The following is a 19378-nucleotide window of genomic DNA, read 5'->3' as shown; positions in this document are numbered from 1 at the left end:
GATCAGTGAAAGTATTGTGTTGTTGCCTAAAAGATATACCAAGTACTCTAATCTGATCTGTTAAAGTAAAAATAATTTGATCAGATAGCTCTACTGGATTATCACCATAATGACGAGCAAAGAGTGGACTTTCGGCTGGAAGTTTAAGGTTTGATCGGAATTACTTAATAGTTACCTAGACGTCTTTTTTGTGAAAGTTTTGCCAAACTTTAGGTGTAAGATCGTTACGTATGGCAAAGAACTTAGCGAAATGTTTCAAAAAAAATTAAAGGTATGGTAGGATAAAGATAATATAAAGTCTGTATAGAAAGAGCAATACAGGGATGATGCGGGCAAATCTGCCTAAAAGGTCTAGAGAGCATAAGGGATACTTTTGATGGTTAAGGAGATTATTAGTCGTGTTTATTGACAAGATGAACACACCGATGAAGGTGGGGTAGGGATGAAACGGATAGAAAAAATCTATTTATTTGTTAGTAAAGAATCGAAGAAACTAAGTTCCGAGGCGATTAATTCTGGGGCCGGGGTAACAACACAAGAGGTAGCTGAAACCTTTGGGATTCAACGAACTAATGCAAGTAAAGATTTGAATGAACTGGTCAAAGATGGCTTACTGGCTAAGTTGGATGGAAGGCCTGTTCGTTATATTGAAAGTGGTCTGGCTTCAAGTAGTGGTGGGCAGTTAAAAAGAAAGACAGCGGCCGTACCTGTTACGCCTTTAAATGAACACACAGATATTTTCCAAAAGGTAATTGGTGGTAAAGGCAGTATGAAGGTGCCTATTGAGCAAGCGAAAGCAGCAATTCTTTATCCGCCTAAAGGGTTAAATTGCTTAATTACCGGTGCTACAGGTTCGGGGAAGACCCATTTTGCTCATTTGATGTTTGAATTTGCTAAAAGTAAAGGCCTGATTAAAGGGGCTCAGGAATTGGTGGTTTTTAATTGTGCGGATTATGCTCATAATTCGGAATTGTTAATGAGTCATCTTTTTGGATATGCTATGGGGGCATTTACCGGCGCGACGAAGGAGAAAGAAGGGTTAATTGCCAAAGCAGATGGGGGCATGCTCTTTTTGGATGAGATTCATCGCCTCCCTCCAGAAGGACAAGAGATGATTTTTTATTTTATGGATCACGGCAAGTATAATCGCTTAGGTGAAACGGCCAAAGAAGCTCAAGCGGATGTGCGCATTATATGTGCCACTTCGGAAGATGCCTCTTCTTATTTGTTGAGCACCTTTGTTCGTCGAATTCCCATTAGTATTCATTTACCGAGTTTTAATCAACGTCAAACAAAAGAAAAAATTGATTTGGTTAAATTAATGGTGGGAATTGAGGCCGAGCGGATTCAACGAAAAATTTCATTGACTGAAGATGTGGTCAAAGCACTGATTGGCAGTGTCACCTATGGTAACGTGGGTCAGTTAAAGTCTAATATTCAGTTGATTTGTGCGCGCAGTTTCTTGAGTCATATGGATCAAGATGACATCTTAATTACCTTGGATGATCTGACAGAAGAAGTTAAGATGGGGCTTAGTCAACTAGCAAATGATCGTCAAATATTGGGTGAGCTGGCTCAAGGACTAGAACCTATTATGGAGGTTTACCCTGATCAGAAATTACTGCCGCATTTAGTGGATTCATATGAGCTACCCTTTAATTTGTACGAAATTATTGATGAAAAAGCAGCATTGTTAAAAGATGATGGGATCGATCAAGAATCGATTAATCAGTTTATTATGGCCGATATTAATGTCCATCTAAAATCCTTTTATAAAAATCATGGTTTAACCTTTGACATCGAGAATAAATTAGCCGAAATTGTCGATCAAAAGGTGATTGATTTAACTAAGAAAATTTATGAGGTCGCTAAGTTAAAACTTAACGACAGCTTTCAAGTCAACTTCATTTATGCCATGAGTCTGCATATCAGTTCTTTTTTGAAGCGACACCAACTTAATCAACAGGTTGAAATTAGCAGCAATGACAGCATTCGCAAAATGGTCAAAGAATACCCAGCAGAATATGAGGTTGCTTTAGACATAAAGGACTTAATTTTAACTGACTACCGAATTGAGATTCCCCTTGAGGAAGTGGAATACTTGACCGTTTTGCTCGTATCTCTCAAGAAAGAAAAGGATGCTGGAAGGATTGGCATCGTGGTAGCAGCACATGGAAACAGCACAGCTACGAGTATGGTTCAAGTCGTTAAGCAATTGTTTGGCAGTAATAATTTAATGGCCGTAGATATGCCTGTTGAAATGAAACCAAGAGTCGCTTTAGAAAGTATTATCAATGCGGTCGAACAAGTTGATAACGGTAGTGGTGTTATTTTATTAGTTGATATGGGATCGTTAGGGACCTTTGGTGAAGAAATACACCGGCGAACCGGCGTTCACGTGCGAACGATTGATATGGTTACAACGGCGTTAGTTCTGGAAGTAGCTCGAAAAACGGAGTTACTGGATACAGATTTAGATCAACTGTTTCATTCATTAAAAAACTTTCGTGGCTACGGCAATGGCTTAGTAGAGGAGATGGAAACGCCGGAACCTGTCTCGCAATCAGGGGTAAAACAAGCGATTGTGGCAATTTGTGCGTCTGGTCAAGGGACGGCCAAACGAATGAAGGAAATAATTGAAACCTATCTCGCTGAAGTTGGAGAAGAGGCATTAGAAGTTTTACCGATTTCAATTATAGACATGACGACGGTGTTGGCTCAAATCCAAAAGACCTATCAACTGATTGCTGTTACAGGGATTGTAGATCCGAAGATCGGTGTTCGCTATATTCCGATGGAGTTGCTGTTTTCAGGAGAAGCAAAAGCGATTTTGCAAGAATTGCTGATGGACGCTGAAATGGCTTCATTTGAACCGGTTGCCTTAGATGACGATCAGACATGGAAAATTTGTTACGAGTATTTAAGTAGCACCTTTATGTTTGTTAACCCGGAAAAAGTCATGACACCTTTTTGGACTTTTGCAGAAACGCTTAAGGAGCGCTTTTTAGGTGCAACAAACCAGGCCTTTACGATTAACTTAATCATGCATTTAGGAGGGATGGTTGAGCGGATTCTGACAGGAGACTGCTTATCCTTGCCTGATGACGAACAAGCGGTGTATCAATTGGCGCATTTCACGCAGTTGAAAACGTGTAGTGAAGAACTGGAGGCCGATTTATTTATTAAAATTCCAGATGAGGAGTTGTACTACCTGTTACAAATTATCAATAATACACTAGAAGAACAGTTCGAATAGTGTATTATTCGGAGGCAATACACTAATTAGTGTATTGTTTTTTTGTGTTTTGTTTGCGGTAAAGATTGATTTAACCGTCTTTATCAAGGATACACTAAAGTTGGCACGAAACTTGCTTATATAATAGAGTAAAACTAAAAAGAGAGTAGGGGTTTCGGTGGGGATTGATATCCGTCTGGTGAGAATTGATGATCGATTAATTCATGGTCAAGTTGCCACTGTTTGGGCAAAGCGACTGGATATTCAGCGAATTATCGTTGTCAGCGATGCTGTGACGAAGGATAATCTGCGAAAAACCTTGCTTCAACAAGCAGCTCCCCCAGGTATTAAGGTGAATGTCATACCTGTGTTTAAGATGATTGAGATTTATTCCAATCGATTGTTTAATGATGTGAGAGTGATTTTGCTTTTTACTAATCCTGTTGAAGTTGCTAAGATTGTCAAGGCTGGCATTCCCATTCCTTCTGTTAATATCGGTGCTATGGGATATACGGTGGGTAAAAAGATGATTTCAAATACGATAGCTGTTGATGAGGCTGATATTCAGGCATTTCGTTATTTAGATGGCTTGGGAATCGAACTGGAAATTCGCAAAGTAATCAGTGACAGCAAACAAAGTTTAATGGATATGGTAAAAAAAGCCAAGCTTTGAGGCTTTTAAATATAGAGGCAAACTTGAAGGGATGTGGTGTTGTTAGGGATGGAGAGGGTTTTTAAAGTAGGAACAGGCTAGTCAGTTAGCAGCTTCTATTTGACAACAATGAGTATAAATTATTTTAGGAGGTAGAGAGATGGTAGGAATTATCCTAGCAAGTCACGGCGAATTTGCTGAAGGCATCTTGCAATCTGGTGCAATGATCTTTGGCGAACAGGAAAATGTTAAAGCTATTACATTAATGCCTAGCGAAGGCCCAGACGATGTTAAAGCTAAAATGAAAGAAGCAATTGCGTCTTTTGACAATCAAGATGAAGTATTATTCTTAGTCGATCTATGGGGCGGCACACCATTCAATCAGGCAAGTAGTTTATTTGAAGAACACAAAGACAGTTGGGCGATCGTGGCTGGCATGAACTTGCCAATGGTAATCGAAGCGTACGCGTCACGCTTGTCAATGACGTCAGCACATGAAATTGCCACACATATTTCAAGCACGGCTAAAGAAGGGGTTAAAATCAAACCCGAAGAATTGGAGCCGGCAGAACAAGCAGCACCCGTTCAAGAAGGACAGCCAACAGGGGCCTTAGCTCCCGGAACCGTTGTCGGAGATGGTAAATTAAAAATTGTTTTAGCGCGGGTGGACTCTCGTTTGTTACATGGTCAAGTGGCAACAGCTTGGACGAAATCAGTGTTACCAAATCGAATTATCGTTGTCTCAGACGCAGTATCTAAAGATGATTTACGTAAAAAATTAATTGAACAAGCCACGCCACCAGGTGTGAAGGCGAACGTTATTCCGATCAGTAAAATGATTGAAATCGCCAAAGACCCTCGTTTTGGCGGAACAAAGGCGTTGCTACTATTTGAAAACCCACAAGATGTATTGCGAGTTGTAGAAGGTGGCGTTGATATTAAAGAAGTCAACGTTGGCTCAATGGCTCATTCAATTGGTAAAGTGGTTGTTAGTAAAGTGTTGTCAATGGGACAAGACGATGTGGCTGCTTTCGAAACAATGAAAGCTAAAGGGATTAAGTTTGATGTCCGTAAAGTACCAAATGATTCTGCTGCAAACATGGATGACATTCTTAAAAAAGCAAAATCAGAATTGGCAAATGGGTAGAGAAAAATAATAAATAAATTGGAGGTTTATCATGTCTATTATATCAATCGTTTTAGTAATATTCGTGGCCTTTCTAGCAGGTATGGAAGGAATCCTGGATGAATTCCAGTTCCATCAACCGCTAGTGGCATGTACATTAATTGGGTTAGTAACTGGTAATTTGACAGCGGGCATCGTACTTGGTGGTTCACTGCAAATGATCGCTCTTGGTTGGGCAAATATCGGGGCAGCCGTGGCACCAGATGCAGCTTTAGCATCCGTTGCATCAGCAATTATTTTAGTTTTAGGCGGCCAAGGTGTGAAAGGTGTACCTGCGGCAATTGCGATCGCAGTACCGCTTGCAGTAGCTGGTCTTGCCTTAACAATGGTAGTGCGTACCTTGGCTGTACCAATTGTTCACATGATGGATGCAGCAGCTGAAAAAGGCGATATTAGAAAAGTTGAAATGTTGCACATTGCAGCAGTTTGTATGCAAGGGGTTCGGATTGCTATCCCTGCAGGTGCTTTATTATTCATCCCAGCAGATGTTGTACAAGGTGTCTTAGAATCAATGCCAGCTTGGTTAACAGATGGGATGGCAATTGGTGGTGGCATGGTCGTAGCCGTTGGTTATGCTCTTGTTATCAACATGATGGCCACAAAAGAAGTATGGCCATTCTTTGCTATTGGGTTTGTTGTTGCAGCGATTTCTCAATTAACATTGATCGCTCTTGGTGTGTTAGGTGTTGCTTTAGCCTTTATCTATTTGAACCTATCTAAAATGGGTGGTTCTTCAAATGGTGGCGGTGGAGGAAACTCCGGTGATCCGCTAGGCGACATCTTGAACGATTACTAATTTAGGAGGAGAAGAGAAAATGGCAGAAAAAATTACATTAAGTAAAAAAGATCGTTTGGCCGTTGCATGGCGTTCTACTTTTATCCAAGGCTCTTGGAACTATGAACGTATGCAAAATGGTGGTTGGGCGTTTTCAATGATTCCCGCAATTAAAAAATTATACACAACTCAAGAAGATCGTTCAGCAGCATTAAAACGTCACTTGGAGTTCTTTAATACTCACCCGTACATTGCCTCACCAATCTTGGGTGTAACCTTAGCCCTTGAAGAAGAACGTGCCAATGGTGCACCGATCGATGATGTGGCAATTCAAGGGGTAAAAGTTGGGATGATGGGTCCGTTAGCCGGTGTCGGCGATCCAGTATTCTGGTTTACTGTTCGTCCGATGTTAGGAGCGCTTGGAGCCTCTCTTGCAATGGGTGGTAATATCTTAGGTCCAATTATTTTCTTCGTAGCTTGGAACTTAATCCGTTGGGCTTTCATGTGGTACACACAAGAATTTGGCTATAAAGCGGGTTCTAAAATCACAGAAGATTTATCTGGCGGTTTATTACAAGATGTCACAAAAGGGGCGTCAATTCTCGGAATGTTTGTCCTAGCAGCTCTCGTCCAGCGGTGGGTATCCATTAGCTTCTTGCCGACAGTCTCCAAAGTGCAACTAGACAAAGGAGCTTACATCGAATGGGATAAACTACCTGCTGGTGGCGAAGGTATTCGAAAAGCGTTTGAGCAAGTTAATTCTGGTTTAGCCCTTTCTCCTACAAAGGTGACCACTTTGCAAAATAACTTGGATCAATTAATTCCTGGTTTAGCAGCACTGTGTTTAACATTCCTTTGCATGTGGTTACTTAAGAAAAAAGTTAGCCCAATCGTTATCATCCTAGGACTATTCGTAGTTGGTGTAGGTGGCCACGTTATCGGTCTATTGTAAAACAAGTCGGTATCAAGAGATCGTGAGCTTAGGTTCCGGTCTCTTTTCTTATGACAGAATTGTTTTACTGTTAAACAGCCAGCTGGAAAAAGCTGAAGCAACATTTTTAGTTGCTGATGATACGGGGAATTTTAAGGGCAGATATGTTAGCTTATTTTTCTAGCATAAAGTTTAAAAGATAAGTATAATGAAGTGAAGACTACAACGGAAATGGAGCAGATGAAATGGTTCAATCACTTAATACAAAGGTAGATTTGGTTATTGATGCGACCGCTTTTACTGGACTAACGGATTATGGCAAGATTATGATTGGCGATAAAGGATTTGAATTTTACCATGGCCGAGACACACGTAAATTTATCCAAATTCCTTGGGAAGAAGTTAATTTAGTGATCGCTTCTGTACTATTTAAAGGAAAGTGGATTCCTCGTTATGCGATCGAAACCAAAAAAAATGGCACGTACACGTTCTCTTCAAAAGAACCTAAAAAAGTCTTGCGTGCAGTCAGAGAGTATGTTGATCCAAGTCATATGGTTCAATCACTGGGATTCTTTGATGTGATGAAGCGAGCGTTTAAATCTATCGGTAAGAAAAAAGCCAAATAGCAAGCCAACACCTGAGACGAGATGTTTTAGGTGTTTTTTTATTATTAATAAAGAATAATTTGTGTCAAGTGTATACATTTGAGCAATGTCAAACGTTGTCTAGTTGTTAGGGAGGTGGAGGATGCTTAGGGAAGAGGACTTTGAGTCATATATCGTAAGCTTGGGAGAAGAGGTTTGTCACTTTTTAATGTCGAAAGGGGCCGGTCTTCATGATGCTCAAGACTGCGTCCAAAACACGTTTTATAAACTGCTCATATCTATGGAGACCTTATCTGCAGAGAGGATTCGCCCTTGGTTTTATCGGGTAACCCTTAATGATTATATTGATCTGCAACGGAAAATAACGCCTTATAGCTTTGAGGAAAAGCAAGACAGCCCTCTAACAGCAGGTGGGATTGAGTCAAGTTTATTAAAAGATGAAATTTTGTCTGTGTTAGCAGGAGTTAAAGAAGAGTACGGGGAACTGCTGATTTTAAAATACTATTATCAATTCTCTTACGATGAGATTGCGAAACTACTGCTGATTAAGCCTAACAGTGTGAAGCAAAAGCTAGCTCGTGCTAGAGCCGCTATAAAAAAAGAAAGTGGGAATACGCCATGGAAGAATCACTAAGTCATTCATTCAAAAGAGCCAAAAGAAAACAAGTAGCCAAGATTTTGTTCATTAGTATCTTAACAGTTTTAGTGATGATACCATTGATGATCATAGCTAGCGATCGATTAGCGGCCTTTCACTCTGATCGCTTGAATGAGCATCTATTTTTGCATAATCGAATTGCCGAACCCAATGTTCAAATTGATTCACAAGTTCTTCGAAATAGTACGGTGATTGGTGGTGAAGTTATTACCAATCGCTCAAAAGAGGTCGCCGGTTATTTGATCCCTTGGAGTACCTTAACTAGCACCTATTCTGTTATTGGGGGAAGTGTTGATTATAATGAAATGATTCCTGGTTGGCAGTATTCAAAAGTAAATGGTTATGAATACGATAAACAGACCAAACAAAAGGTGGCTAGTTTTTATCACCCTGAGGTAAAAACGTATTATGATGGTGTGAAGCAGGAGTTAGCAATGATTGAACAGTTGGACAATCAAGTAGCAGAAGTGGCTCTCTCCTTCGATCAACCATACACGTGGCAAGAGGTGTCGAAGCAATTACCAGATACGATCAGCGTTAAGTGGTTTTATCTGTTTTCTGAAATAAAGGAAGAATCCATGGGACCGAGTGGAATGGAGAAATTTGGCTTTGCCAATGAGGGAGATATGGACGAAGCTTATCAGCAATTTATTGAAGATATTGAGAGTTATGATCAAAATGATGACAGCGTCTTTAAGGAGTTTTTAGCGAAAGAGAAAGGCAAAAAAGGGGATGAAGCTAAGATCTTAGGGGTGATGGTTACAGGTAAAACTAGCGAATTAGCTAAGATCAAGGATCTCCCTTTTATTCGCGGCTCGTCAATTGGGGTAACCGCCGAGATTGTGCCTTATATTACGCCCGAAAGTTTCGACGAATAATCGTTAAAAAAAAGTAAAATTGCTCTCATAATACTGAGCTAATACTTTGCCTCTCCCTTGATTAATGGTATGATAGTAAAAAATTCAGAGGGGGATGTCCATGGGCTTAAACGAATTTATTTTAGGGCTTACCAATTTGGAAAAAATTAACCGAGCGCCAGGGTTTTTCAAATTTACTGAACACACAGTTGCAGCTCATTCTTATCGGGTAGCTTCGATTGCCCAAGTATTAGGTGATATTGAAGAGGTTAATGGAATTGACGTCGACTGGAAGATGCTGTATGAAAAAGCGTTAAACCATGATTACACTGAACGGTTTATCGGCGATATCAAAACGCCAGTGAAGTATGCCAGTCGAGAATTGCGGGGAATGTTGCAGACCGTGGAAGAAAAAATGACGGATGAGTTTATCAATCAAGAAATTCCAAGGGAATTTCAAGAGATCTATCGTCGGCGATTATTCGAAGGCAAAGACGATAGCCTCGAGGGAGAAATTTTAGCAGTTGCCGATAAAGTTGATTTATTGTATGAATCCTTTGAAGAAATCGTCAAAAATAATCCAGAACCCGTCTACAAAGAAATGTTTGTTGAATCGGTTCAAACCATTAAAGCTTATTCTCACAGACCATCAGTCAGTTATTTTTTCAAAGAGATTTTCCCAGAGTTATTAAAGGTAGACTTTTATGGGAAAGCGGATTTCCTTGAAGTGATCGACCAAGTATTAGCTGAATAAAAAGAGGGTGACGATTAAACCCGTCACTCTCTTTTTATGTGGTTTTTTCGTATTATTTGGTGACAGGAATCCATAGCTCACAAAACAAACCGGGTTCACTTTTTTCGAAATAGAGCTCGTAGTCCGTTTCATCTGTTTGGGTGTAGCCCGTTTGCGGGGAAAATTCCTTTAAAAACTTCTCCCACATCTCGCCAATACAATCGCCATTGTCGCCGTAACAGTTTAGGACCACGTAGGTGGTAGGTGCTACTTCCCAAAGCTGAAAGCCAGCCTTTAATAATTGAGCCTCATTGAAGGGCAGTGTCTCATCATCCAGAAGTACTCCAATACCGTAATCAAAGGTTGTTTCTGTTGCGACAGTTGGGCTACAAAGACCATAAAAATCCTTTTTTCCATGAGGTCGCAAGTTCTCTAAGGGAGCCAGACCTTGGTTAGCCTGAAGGTCGCTCCAAAAATTAGCGATCTCCTGATTGTTCTCATCATTAATAGTGTCATTTTTAAAGGGACGTACAGAGGCCATAAACCGTTGTTTTCCAGTTGTTTCGATTCGATAATCCATTGCTTTTCCACCTTCCAGTGAGAGTTTGATAAGGAGGGGGTTGAATAAAATGAGTGGAGTGCCACTAAGCTTGGCAGATTTTGGAGAAACACCATGAAAGCGCGTGAAGGCTTTTGCAAAGCTCTCAGGTGTTTCATATCCGTATTTATAGCACAGATCGATAATTTTATGATTGGTGGTTTGCAGTTCTTGTCCAGCTAATGAGAGTCTTCTATTACGAATGTACACATTAGCTGTCATGCCGGCCATTAAGCTAAAGGTTCGATGAAAATTATAGCTGGACATCTGGACGCTTTTAGCCACGTCTTCATAATTGATGTCGTCTAACAGATGATCTTCCATATAATCAATCGCTTGTTGTAGTAATTCAAACCAATTCATCTTTTCCCTTCCTTTCACTGTCAAGTATATAGGATAATTGTAGCATAAGCCTGTCTTCCTTTGCCGAGTTTTGTCCGCGAGTGATTGCTGATGCACCCAATCATTCCAAGTGAAAAAGCGATCCTTAGAACAGAAATCTCAAGCTGATAGGGTCATACTGCCTTTTTTTTCGTCAAAAAAAGAAAAAAACTTCCCCATAAGGTGATGAGGCCTAAAATGAAAAATATCATGCCCCCTTTTTCAATGCCAAGGCTGTCCAGCAGATAGGCACCGATGATGGGACCAAATACACTCCCTGTTTTTATTAATTCAGCAAAACCAAAGTACATGCCTTTCAACTCTTCTCCTGCCATCGAATCGACAACTGTATCGAAGCGCGAGCCTAACAATAGTTCTCCTAAGCTGTAGACCAAAGCGATTAGAATAAATCCCCAGATTGTCGTCATGATCCCGCAAAGTAGGACACTAAAACCAAGTAAAAGATTGCTGACAATTAGGATGGTAGTGGCTGACAAAGTTTGTGTGAGACGTAAGATGATAAACTGCAATAACAGGATACAGGCCGAATTAAAGGAAATGATGTAAGCGTAAGTTTGTGATCCGTCAGTCAAGAAAGGAGCCAGAGACAGATATTGAGCTAATGTTGAATTGAACTGTGAGTAGCCAAAATAAGAAAAAGCTACCCCGATTAACAAGAAAATAAAAGGAAAATCAGCTAAGACTAGACGCCAGCGAACTGTTTTGGGTTGTGTTAGCTTTTTTATGGCGATTTTAGGAGCAGGTTTAGCTAAAGTCCTTAAGAGCACAAAGGAATAGAGGATGTAACAGATACCTAAAGGGAGATAGGCGAATAAGGACTGCTGGATGTGGAAAAGTTGACTAAGCAAGGGACCAAGAAAACCACCGAGGTTAATTCCCATATAGCGAATATTGTAGACCATTAACCGTTGGTCTGGAGCTGTTTCTAGCGAGAGGACTTTTTTTGCGGCTGGTTCAAAAAAAGCGTAACAACAACCGTTGAGACTATTGAGCAAGAGAAATTGCCAAAAAGTGGTGGCAAAATAAAATAGGACAAAGACGATTCCCCAAAAAAAAGCAACAAAGACTAGCGCAGATCGTAAAGCAAGTTTATCTGTAAAATTCCCAATAAATCCGCTTAACAACACAATGATAAGTGGAAAGGCACTGAGGACCATCCCTGTTTGCGGAAGGGGGATATGGAGAACTGAGGTTAAATAAATACTTAAAAAAGGAGTGCTCATAAAAAAAGCAGTTCGAGTAAAAAAAGTGCCAAATAAAATAGTAGTTGTGGGTGGGGTTAGTTTTTTTAGTAATTGACGCATGGAACATTCTCCTTCTATATACTTCCCATTAAATAATCAGCCTTTCCCGTTAAACTTTCAGCCAGAAAAAAGCAGAAAGTACCACTCTTGGCGGATGATTATGTGAATTATCCAATGGAACTATATGTTTGATTATTTAACATGATGTATATATTATGCAATTTTAGTCGACATCTAAATGATCGGGACTTGCTATAAAATGTAACATGGCTTACTCTTAAAGAAGAAAAACTGTGCCGTATACTCACATTAAGGAGGTCGTATGGAATTCGGAGAAACAATCAAACAGATTAGAAAATCCCAAGGGCTTTCGCAAACAGTCCTAGCCAAGGGGATTATGAGTCGCTCCAATTTATCACGATTTGAGCAAGGGGATTACTATCCTAGTTACGATAAAATCATCAGCATCATTGCCAAGTTGGGACTGAGCTTGGAGGAAATCTTATACATAGCCAATGATTATCAAGCCAATCCTCTCCAGCAACTGGAACGCCGTTTAGTCGAATATGAAAATCAATTCAATCTCAAAGGATTAAAAGAAGTCAGTCGACTGTCTAAAGAAGGCTACCAGAACACAGGTAATTGGGATTATCAGATTTTATATTTATTCACTCAACTATCCTGTCTTAATTTGGGAGAACCTGATGAATGTCTGGATAAAGGGGTAATTAAAGGGGCAATTTTACCTTATTTTGAAAGTAAAGAGGAGTGGTATATCAAAGATTTACGTTTTTTGAATAATGCTCTGGCAATTTTTGATTTGGCAGATGCGCGTTTTTTAGCTAACCGGGCGCTAAAAAGTTTTGAAAAATATCAAAACTTTCAGGTTCAAACCAATCTTCAAACTAACCTCTTAATAAATCTTGGTAGTCGTTGCTTTGAAGCAGGGATGCTTGATGAGAGTCGGCAATACTTTCAACGAGGAAAAGAGTATGCTAACTCTTTTAATCATGTTTATAACCAACTTATCTGCGCTAGTTATTTAGCCATCATAGCCGGGGACAAAGCAGAACAGTTGGAAAGCTATCTATCAGTTTTAGAACTCTTAGGTTATCAAGAAACTGCTAATCATTTAAACTTATGCAATTCTGGTGCTAGAGACCAACATCAAAAAGAATAAATCAGGCGTTTTGCTCCTATTGTTGCCCCTAACTATGTTATTATTATCATGAAAATAGCGGATGCTAATTAACAACACAGTAGTTTGTGTTTAAGTAAAAGGAGATCATTATGGCGATTGAATTAGATGTGACTATTAATGAAAGTAAAACTGTTATTCAATTAAAGGACAATCAAGGCATTATCGAACTATCAAATGAAAAAACGATCAGTTCAGACAAGCCTCTGATTTATGTCTTATTGAAGGCCAAAGCGCTTGTCGATATCGGGCATACTGCTAAAGATAAGTTTGAATCGACCGTCGATTTCGATCAAATAATCACGATCATGCCGACTTGGGATGTCGAAATTGACTACGTTGAGCAATTACTTGCTGAGCAGATAGAGGCCAATGGGATTGTTTTTACTAACACTCGACAGGTTACTAAAGTACCGGCAAGTGCCTTTAAAACGGTTAATGATTACGTGACTCTGATTGGGAGGATATTGGCCACCTTTGGTTATCCATTAGCGCCTATAGAAACGAAACCAGTCAAAAAGAAACCAGCTAAAGCTCAACATCGTTGGAACAAAGAAGTCAGTCAAGTTGAGTTTTACATTGATTCTCGTGAAAGCAAAGCGACGGTTATGTGGCAAAAACGCAATGAGATGTTACTCAAAGCAGGGGCTAAAATGAAACCACAAGCGGAGCTCAATAAAGATGGTTCTGTTGGTTTTTCTGCCAAGATGGGCGAAAAGATTCGCTTTGATCATCAGGATAAAATCAAGAATTTTACAACAACTGAAGACATCATTCTAAAAAGTGTAAATGAAGTTGGTTTGTTCTTGTATTTTGGTGGTACCAACAGCTGGTTGGAGCTACTGGATGCTGCCGGTAAAAGTATTGACGAGTATACCGTCGTTAAATAGGCAAATGAGACATCTGTCATAATTTTAGTGGCAGGTGTTTTTTTGTTATAAAAGTAATGAGTTGATATAATAAAAAAAAGAGGAGGAAGAAAATGAAAATTGGCATTGTAAATGCAAGCTCTCAACGAGACAAAAACCGATTAATTGAAAAAGAGTTATTAGCGGCAGTAAAGGGACACTCGATGGAAGTGATTAATTTTGGCATTACTGATCAGGAACCAGGGAATTATAGCTACATTCAAATGGCGATTGCCACCAGCCTGTTATTGAGCTCTGGTGCAGTTGATTTTGTTGTGACAGGTTGCAGTTCAGGAACAGGGATGATGCTGGCATGTAATGGGATGCCAGACGTTGTTTGCGGTTATCTCGCTAATCCAACCGATGCTTATTTGTTTGGGCGTATTAATGATGGCAATGCTATCTCATTTCCCTTCGGTTCAATTGATGGTTGGGCTGGCGAATTGAATTTGCGTTATACGTTGGAAAAATTATTCGCAGAACCTTTTGGAATTGGCTATCCTCTGGCAGAAGCTGACAGGAAGTTAGCTGATACGGCTCAACTAAAGACCCTTAAAAAAATCGCACAAAAATCGTTAATAACTGTCTTGCCTCAGCTAGAGCAATCATTGCTTTTACCAGTTCTGGAACGGCCATTTTTTTATGAGTATGTGGTGAAAGAAGGGAATGATCAAGGATTAAAAAAGGTGTTGCTAGACCTTAAGAGTTAGCCAATTAGCAGCTCAGCTAATATTTTTGCTTTTTTGTAAGCATATCACTCCTTTTTTAGACGAATGTAGGCTATACTTAGATTGTAACTATTATAATATAGGAGGGATTTATTATGAAGGTAATCGTTTTAGGATCTTCACACGGCGGCTATGAAGCTGTCGAAGAATTACTGTTGTCCCACCCAGGTGCGGAAATTCAGTGGTATGAAAAGGGCGACTTCATCTCATTCATGGGTTGAGGAACGCAACTATATCTCGAAGGAGTTGTCAAAGACGTTAATTCAATTCGTTATATGACAGCAGAAGAGATGGAAAAACGCGGGGTTCGCGTTTACGTTAATCAAGAAATTACCAAACTGGAAGCTGACAAGCATCAGGTGCAAGTCGTGGATCATGTGACAGGCCAAGAACGTGTCGAGACTTATGATAAAATTATTTTAAGTCCAGGAGCAAATCCGTTTATTTTACCTGTACCAGGCAAGGATTTAAAGAACATTGAAACGATGCGTGGCCGTCAGGACACCATTGATTTGAAGATGAAATCTGTTGATCCGGACATTCAAAACGTCGTGGTTATCGGTGTCGGTTATATCGGGATTGAAGCAGCCGAGTCATTTGCAAAGGCAGGAAAAAATGTCACACTGGTAGACATTATTGAACGTCCTTTAGGTGTCTATCTCGACAGACAATTTACCGATGTTCTTGAAAAAGAGATGACGGACAATGGGATCACGCTTGCTATGGGAGAATCAGTGGTAAGCTTTACTGGAGAAGAGTCTGTTCGTTCGGTGATCACTGATAAGGGAGAATATCCAGCTGATCTAGTGGTCATGTCTGCCGGTGTTCGACCAAATACAGCCTGGCTTAAAGAATCATTAGAGCTATTGCCTAATGGGATGATTAAAACCGATGAGTATATGCGTACGAGTGAAGCCGATGTCTTTGCTGTCGGTGATGCTACCTTGATTCAATATAACCCAGGAAATACTGAGGTGAATATTTCACTAGCGACAAATGCCCGTCGTCAAGGACGTTTTGCAGCTAAAAATTTATTAGAAGCGAAGTATCCATTCCCAGGTGTTCAAGGGTCGTCAGCTTTACGAGTTTTCGATTATAAATTTGCGTCAACAGGTCTGAACGATCAAATGGCGTCTAGATTAGGCATCAACACCAAATCCGTTTATTTAGATCAAGATACACTGATGGATTTTGTGCCGGCATCAATGAAAGAACGTGTGATGTTTAAATTAGTTTATGATCCTGAGTCTCATGCTATTTTAGGTGCTCAAATCATGTCAAAACAGGATCTAACAGCTAATATCAATGCGATGTCAATTGCGATTCAAACGAAGTATACGATTGAACAGTTGGCTTATGCCGATATGTTCTTCCAACCTGAATTTGATACGCCTTGGAACTTGTTAAATATGGCAGGATTAAAGGCAATTGAACAAGAAAAATAGTCATATTAAGACTGGCACCACTCATTTATTTGAGTGGTGTTTTATTTTTTGTGAAAAAAGAGTGGGCGAAAGTTTCAGCCGTTGAAACCTTAGTCCAAAGAGGAGGGAGAATCTTGAAAACGTTATCTGTTATTGGTATGGTTTAGGAAGTAATTACTAAATGCGATGGAATGGAGAGAAAAAAGTGAAAGAGTCAATGCAAAAGTTTTCAAGATCAGCTATTATACCGATTAAATTTATGGCTGTTATGGGGTTGTTTTTAGCCTTTTCTGTGATCATGCAGCTGGAGTTTATGCCTGCTGTAATTCAAGGCTTAGGTGGCTTAATAAAAAGTATGATGGATGCCATGATGAACAACTTGGCCCTTATATTTTGTGTGGCCATCACCTCATCAATGGCGAAAAAGAATAAGATGGAAGCCGGCGTATTAGCCGTCATTGTTTTTCTGATTTTTTTAGCGGCTAATAATTCATGGTTAACAAGCCAAGGGATGTTAGCAGAAGAAGGCGCCATGGGTTTGTATGGCACAGGACAAGGTTATGTACTGGGCTTTCAAGTGGTGGACATGAATGTCTTTTTAGGCATGATCTTAGGCTGCTTAACCGCCTACGTTCACAATAAGTTTTCAGAGAAGCAATTTATTGATATGTTAAGTATTTATGGCGGACCACGCTTAGTGTTTATCGTGATGATTCCGGTCACACTTATATTAGCAGTGTTACTTTGTTACATTTGGCCAGTTATCAACAGTGGCATCAACTCCATGTCAAACCTCATTTTAGGGGCCGGTGTTTTTGGTGTTTTCTTATACGGTTTTGGAAACCGCTTTTTGATCCCCACGGGCTTGCATCACTTACTGTGGATGCCATTTTGTTTTACGGCCATAGGGGGAACGGCAGAAATAAATGGCCAAATGTACACAGGGGCCGTTAATATCTTTTATGCCGAAATGGCAAATGTTGCAACCATCACCTCTTTTGATCCCTCTTTACGATTTGCGATGTTTGGTTTTTCAAAAGTCTTCGCTTGTATCCCGATTGCATTGGCCTTAATTCATTGTGCCAATCAGAATAAAAAAGATGAGGTTAAAGGAATGGTCTTACCAGCGGCTTTCGTTGGGACTGTGGCAGGGATCACGGAAGCTTTGGATTTCACTTACTTGTTTGCCTCTCCATTATTGTGGTTTGTTCACAGTTTATTGGCTGGCTTTTCTGAGGCACTAATATGGGGATTGGGAATTCGTACTTTCGTAAAAGATGGAATCATCGACACCGTTGTGTCGAATTCGGTTTTCAGTCCAAGCTTAACAAAAGTTTATTGGTTTGTTTTAATTGGATTAATTATGGCGGCGGTTTGGTATCTGACCTTTGTCTTTTTAATCAAGAAGTTAAACTTAAAAACGCCAGGTAGAGAAGAAGTTGTTCTGGCTGGTTCAGAGCTAACGTTATCAGTCGATCTGCCTGCAAAAGCTTCTGCTGCAGGAGCAACGGATATTGAACTTGTAATAGCTGGTTTAGGCGGAGCTGACAATATTGACAGCGTCACTAACTGCTTTACCCGGTTAAGAGTCGATGTGCTTGATGTTAGTAAAGTCAGCGAAGAAACGTTGAAAGAGGTCACACTTCACAAAGGGGTTGTTTTTAATGGTAATAATGTTCAAGTTATCATCGGCATGGGCGTTCAACCTTTTAAAGAAGAGGTATGTGAGTATTTAGGTCTTGAGTAGGTCTCAATCAGTGACACTTGATTCCACATCAGCTTGAACTAGTTGAAAGCTGAGTGGATTGGCCTACAATGAAAGAGTAATAACTAATAAAACAAGTGAGGTTTTGACTATGCTAAAAAAACAATCTGTTGTTATTGCCGGTGGTGGTAGCACCTATACGGCTGGAATTGTCATGATGTTAATCGAAAATCAGGATAAGTTCCCCCTGCGAACCTTGAAATTTTACGACAATGATGGTGAGCGGCAAAAAATTGTGGCCGATGCTTGCGCGATTATTATTCAAGAGCGGGCACCCGAAATTGAATTTATCGCCACAACGGAACCAGAAGAGGCCTTTACTGATGTTGATTTTGTCATGGCTCACATACGGGTTGGCGGTTTACCAATGCGTGGTTTAGACGAAAAGATCCCCTTAAAACACGGGGTGGTCGGACAGGAAACCTGTGGCCCCGGAGGAATTGCTTACGGCATGCGCTCAATTCCGGGGGTGATTGAACTGGTGGAATTTATGGAGCAATACTCACCAGAAGCGTGGATGTTAAATTACTCGAATCCGGCTTCGATTGTTGCAGAAGCAACGCGGATTTTGAAACCAGATTCAAAAATAATCAATATTTGTGACATGCCGGTTGCCATCAAAAAAGGTATTGCGGATATCATTGGTTTAGCCGATGGGAATGACATCGTTGATCGGTATTACGGCTTAAATCACTTTGGCTGGTGGACTGAGATGTTAGATAAATCAGGCAATGATTTACTGCCAAAAATCAAAGAGCATGTCGCCAAGTGGGGCTATGGTCCATCTTCTGTGGAGAATGACAATCCCCTTTTGGAAGAAGCCAGTTGGATGGACACTTTTCAAAAAGCCAAAGATAGCTATAGTGTTGACCCAGAAACATTGCCAAATACCTATTTGAAGTATTACCTCTTCCCAGACGACGTTGTGGCTCATTCTGATCCGACCTTTACACGAGCAGATGAAGTTATGGCTAATCGGGAAAAGACAATTTTTGCTGAGTGTCAACGAGTAGCCGCAGCTGGTACAGCTGCTGAAACTAGCTTTGAAGCAGGTGAACATGCGGAGTTTATCGTTCAGCTAGCAGGTGCCTTGGCTTACAATACTTATGAAAGAATGTTATTGATTGTTGAAAATAATGGAGCAGTGGCCAATCTGCCATTAGATGCCATGGTTGAGGTCCCTTGCTTAGTTAGCAAACGGGGGTATGAACCGTTGGCAATGGGCATCATTCCACAATTTCAAAAAGGCATGATCGAGCAGCAATTAGCCGTCGAAAAACTCGTTGTTCAGGCCTATTTAGAGCAATCTTATCAAAAATTATTGCAAGCCATCACCTTATCTAAGACAGTGCCAAGTGCAACAGTCGCCAAAGCCATCTTAGATGACTTGGTTGAAGCGAATCAAGCTTACTGGCCTGTTTTAAAATAATTTGCTAAATTTTCTAGATATGATATAAAGAGGTAAGCATAAAAATATGT

General features: G+C 40.2%; 17 protein-coding genes. 15 read left to right on the top strand and 2 right to left on the bottom strand.

The window, feature by feature from the left end; translation table 11 throughout:
* The first annotated feature begins 442 nt into the window (after window positions 1-442).
* From I6N95_RS16665 to I6N95_RS16625, 9 genes are all read left to right on the top strand, one after another.
* Window positions 443-3256, top strand: a complete 2814-nt coding sequence (locus I6N95_RS16665) for a sigma-54-dependent transcriptional regulator (RefSeq protein ID WP_209530024.1) — start codon at window positions 443-445, stop codon at window positions 3254-3256.
* A 157-nt stretch (window positions 3257-3413) separates the two neighbouring features.
* Complete coding sequence (locus I6N95_RS16660) at window positions 3414-3908, top strand: PTS sugar transporter subunit IIB (RefSeq protein WP_209530022.1); 495 nt, start codon at window positions 3414-3416, stop codon at window positions 3906-3908.
* 139 nt (window positions 3909-4047) lie between these two features.
* Complete coding sequence (locus I6N95_RS16655; RefSeq protein WP_209530020.1) at window positions 4048-5034, top strand: mannose/fructose/sorbose PTS transporter subunit IIA; 987 nt, start codon at window positions 4048-4050, stop codon at window positions 5032-5034.
* A 31-nt stretch (window positions 5035-5065) separates the two neighbouring features.
* Window positions 5066-5869, top strand: a complete 804-nt coding sequence (locus I6N95_RS16650; protein WP_209530018.1) for a PTS mannose/fructose/sorbose transporter subunit IIC — start codon at window positions 5066-5068, stop codon at window positions 5867-5869.
* 19 nt (window positions 5870-5888) lie between these two features.
* Entirely contained in the window at window positions 5889-6800 is a 912-nt protein-coding gene (locus tag I6N95_RS16645) for a PTS system mannose/fructose/sorbose family transporter subunit IID (protein WP_209530016.1), read from the top strand.
* Between the two features lie 224 nt (window positions 6801-7024).
* On the top strand, window positions 7025-7405 hold the full coding sequence (locus I6N95_RS16640) for a DUF956 family protein (protein ID WP_209530014.1): 381 nt from the start codon (window positions 7025-7027) through the stop codon (window positions 7403-7405).
* Window positions 7406-7526: 121 nt separating this feature from the next.
* Window positions 7527-8018, top strand: coding sequence for an RNA polymerase sigma factor (locus tag I6N95_RS16635; protein WP_209530013.1), 492 nt, complete (start codon window positions 7527-7529; stop codon window positions 8016-8018).
* Window positions 8003-8920 (top strand): anti sigma factor C-terminal domain-containing protein, encoded by a 918-nt coding sequence (locus I6N95_RS16630; RefSeq protein WP_209530011.1) that lies wholly within the window; start codon window positions 8003-8005, stop codon window positions 8918-8920. The genes I6N95_RS16635 and I6N95_RS16630 overlap by 16 nt, the downstream gene beginning before the upstream one ends.
* A gap of 100 nt (window positions 8921-9020) precedes the next feature.
* Window positions 9021-9653 carry a YfbR-like 5'-deoxynucleotidase gene (locus tag I6N95_RS16625; protein ID WP_209530009.1) on the top strand — a complete coding sequence of 211 codons (633 nt, stop codon included), beginning with the start codon at window positions 9021-9023 and terminating at the stop codon, window positions 9651-9653.
* Between the two features lie 52 nt (window positions 9654-9705).
* Here the strand turns inward: I6N95_RS16625 and I6N95_RS16620 are convergent, their stop codons facing one another.
* Complete coding sequence (locus I6N95_RS16620) at window positions 9706-10593, bottom strand: AraC family transcriptional regulator (RefSeq protein ID WP_209530007.1); 888 nt, start codon at window positions 10591-10593, stop codon at window positions 9706-9708.
* Between the two features lie 152 nt (window positions 10594-10745).
* Complete coding sequence (locus I6N95_RS16615; RefSeq protein WP_209530005.1) at window positions 10746-11936, bottom strand: MFS transporter; 1191 nt, start codon at window positions 11934-11936, stop codon at window positions 10746-10748.
* Between the two features lie 262 nt (window positions 11937-12198).
* On the opposite strand from I6N95_RS16615, the gene I6N95_RS16610 reads away from it, so the two are divergent.
* From I6N95_RS16610 to I6N95_RS16580, 6 genes are all read left to right on the top strand, one after another.
* Complete coding sequence (locus I6N95_RS16610; RefSeq protein WP_209530003.1) at window positions 12199-13056, top strand: helix-turn-helix domain-containing protein; 858 nt, start codon at window positions 12199-12201, stop codon at window positions 13054-13056.
* Between the two features lie 110 nt (window positions 13057-13166).
* On the top strand, window positions 13167-13964 hold the full coding sequence (locus I6N95_RS16605) for a hypothetical protein (RefSeq protein ID WP_209530001.1): 798 nt from the start codon (window positions 13167-13169) through the stop codon (window positions 13962-13964).
* A 92-nt stretch (window positions 13965-14056) separates the two neighbouring features.
* Window positions 14057-14692 carry an RpiB/LacA/LacB family sugar-phosphate isomerase gene (locus I6N95_RS16600; RefSeq protein ID WP_209529999.1) on the top strand — a complete coding sequence of 212 codons (636 nt, stop codon included), beginning with the start codon at window positions 14057-14059 and terminating at the stop codon, window positions 14690-14692.
* A gap of 113 nt (window positions 14693-14805) precedes the next feature.
* Window positions 14806-16155 carry an FAD-dependent oxidoreductase gene (locus I6N95_RS16590; RefSeq protein ID WP_245249591.1) on the top strand — a complete coding sequence of 450 codons (1350 nt, stop codon included), beginning with the start codon at window positions 14806-14808 and terminating at the stop codon, window positions 16153-16155.
* A gap of 160 nt (window positions 16156-16315) precedes the next feature.
* The gene (locus I6N95_RS16585) at window positions 16316-17881 is read left to right on the top strand and encodes a PTS transporter subunit EIIC (RefSeq protein WP_209529993.1); all 1566 of its coding nucleotides are present in this window, start codon (window positions 16316-16318) and stop codon (window positions 17879-17881) included.
* Window positions 17882-17990: 109 nt separating this feature from the next.
* Window positions 17991-19328 (top strand): 6-phospho-alpha-glucosidase, encoded by a 1338-nt coding sequence (locus I6N95_RS16580; protein ID WP_209529991.1) that lies wholly within the window; start codon window positions 17991-17993, stop codon window positions 19326-19328.
* Window positions 19329-19378 lie beyond the last annotated feature (50 nt).

The organism is Vagococcus allomyrinae (assembly GCF_017829975.1).
In the GTDB taxonomy this organism is placed as follows: Bacteria; Bacillota; Bacilli; order Lactobacillales; family Vagococcaceae; genus Vagococcus_D; species Vagococcus_D allomyrinae.
This window is presented reverse-complemented; position numbering and strand designations above follow the sequence as displayed.

What these genes read in the sequence shown, in the direction of transcription:
- I6N95_RS16605 (WP_209530001.1), top strand. Translation starts at nt 13,167, where the DNA reads ATGGCGATTGAATTAGATGTGACTATTAATGAAAGTAAAACTGTTATT.
- I6N95_RS16625 (WP_209530009.1), top strand. Translation starts at nt 9,021, where the DNA reads ATGGGCTTAAACGAATTTATTTTAGGGCTTACCAATTTGGAAAAAATT.
- I6N95_RS16610 (WP_209530003.1), top strand. Translation starts at nt 12,199, where the DNA reads ATGGAATTCGGAGAAACAATCAAACAGATTAGAAAATCCCAAGGGCTT.
- I6N95_RS16580 (WP_209529991.1), top strand. Translation starts at nt 17,991, where the DNA reads ATGCTAAAAAAACAATCTGTTGTTATTGCCGGTGGTGGTAGCACCTAT.
- I6N95_RS16655 (WP_209530020.1), top strand. Translation starts at nt 4,048, where the DNA reads ATGGTAGGAATTATCCTAGCAAGTCACGGCGAATTTGCTGAAGGCATC.
- I6N95_RS16665 (WP_209530024.1), top strand. Translation starts at nt 443, where the DNA reads ATGAAACGGATAGAAAAAATCTATTTATTTGTTAGTAAAGAATCGAAG.
- I6N95_RS16600 (WP_209529999.1), top strand. Translation starts at nt 14,057, where the DNA reads ATGAAAATTGGCATTGTAAATGCAAGCTCTCAACGAGACAAAAACCGA.
- I6N95_RS16650 (WP_209530018.1), top strand. Translation starts at nt 5,066, where the DNA reads ATGTCTATTATATCAATCGTTTTAGTAATATTCGTGGCCTTTCTAGCA.
- I6N95_RS16635 (WP_209530013.1), top strand. Translation starts at nt 7,527, where the DNA reads ATGCTTAGGGAAGAGGACTTTGAGTCATATATCGTAAGCTTGGGAGAA.
- I6N95_RS16585 (WP_209529993.1), top strand. Translation starts at nt 16,316, where the DNA reads ATGCGATGGAATGGAGAGAAAAAAGTGAAAGAGTCAATGCAAAAGTTT.
- I6N95_RS16630 (WP_209530011.1), top strand. Translation starts at nt 8,003, where the DNA reads ATGGAAGAATCACTAAGTCATTCATTCAAAAGAGCCAAAAGAAAACAA.
- I6N95_RS16615 (WP_209530005.1), bottom strand. Translation starts at nt 11,936, where the DNA reads ATGCGTCAATTACTAAAAAAACTAACCCCACCCACAACTACTATTTTA.
- I6N95_RS16645 (WP_209530016.1), top strand. Translation starts at nt 5,889, where the DNA reads ATGGCAGAAAAAATTACATTAAGTAAAAAAGATCGTTTGGCCGTTGCA.
- I6N95_RS16640 (WP_209530014.1), top strand. Translation starts at nt 7,025, where the DNA reads ATGGTTCAATCACTTAATACAAAGGTAGATTTGGTTATTGATGCGACC.
- I6N95_RS16620 (WP_209530007.1), bottom strand. Translation starts at nt 10,593, where the DNA reads ATGAATTGGTTTGAATTACTACAACAAGCGATTGATTATATGGAAGAT.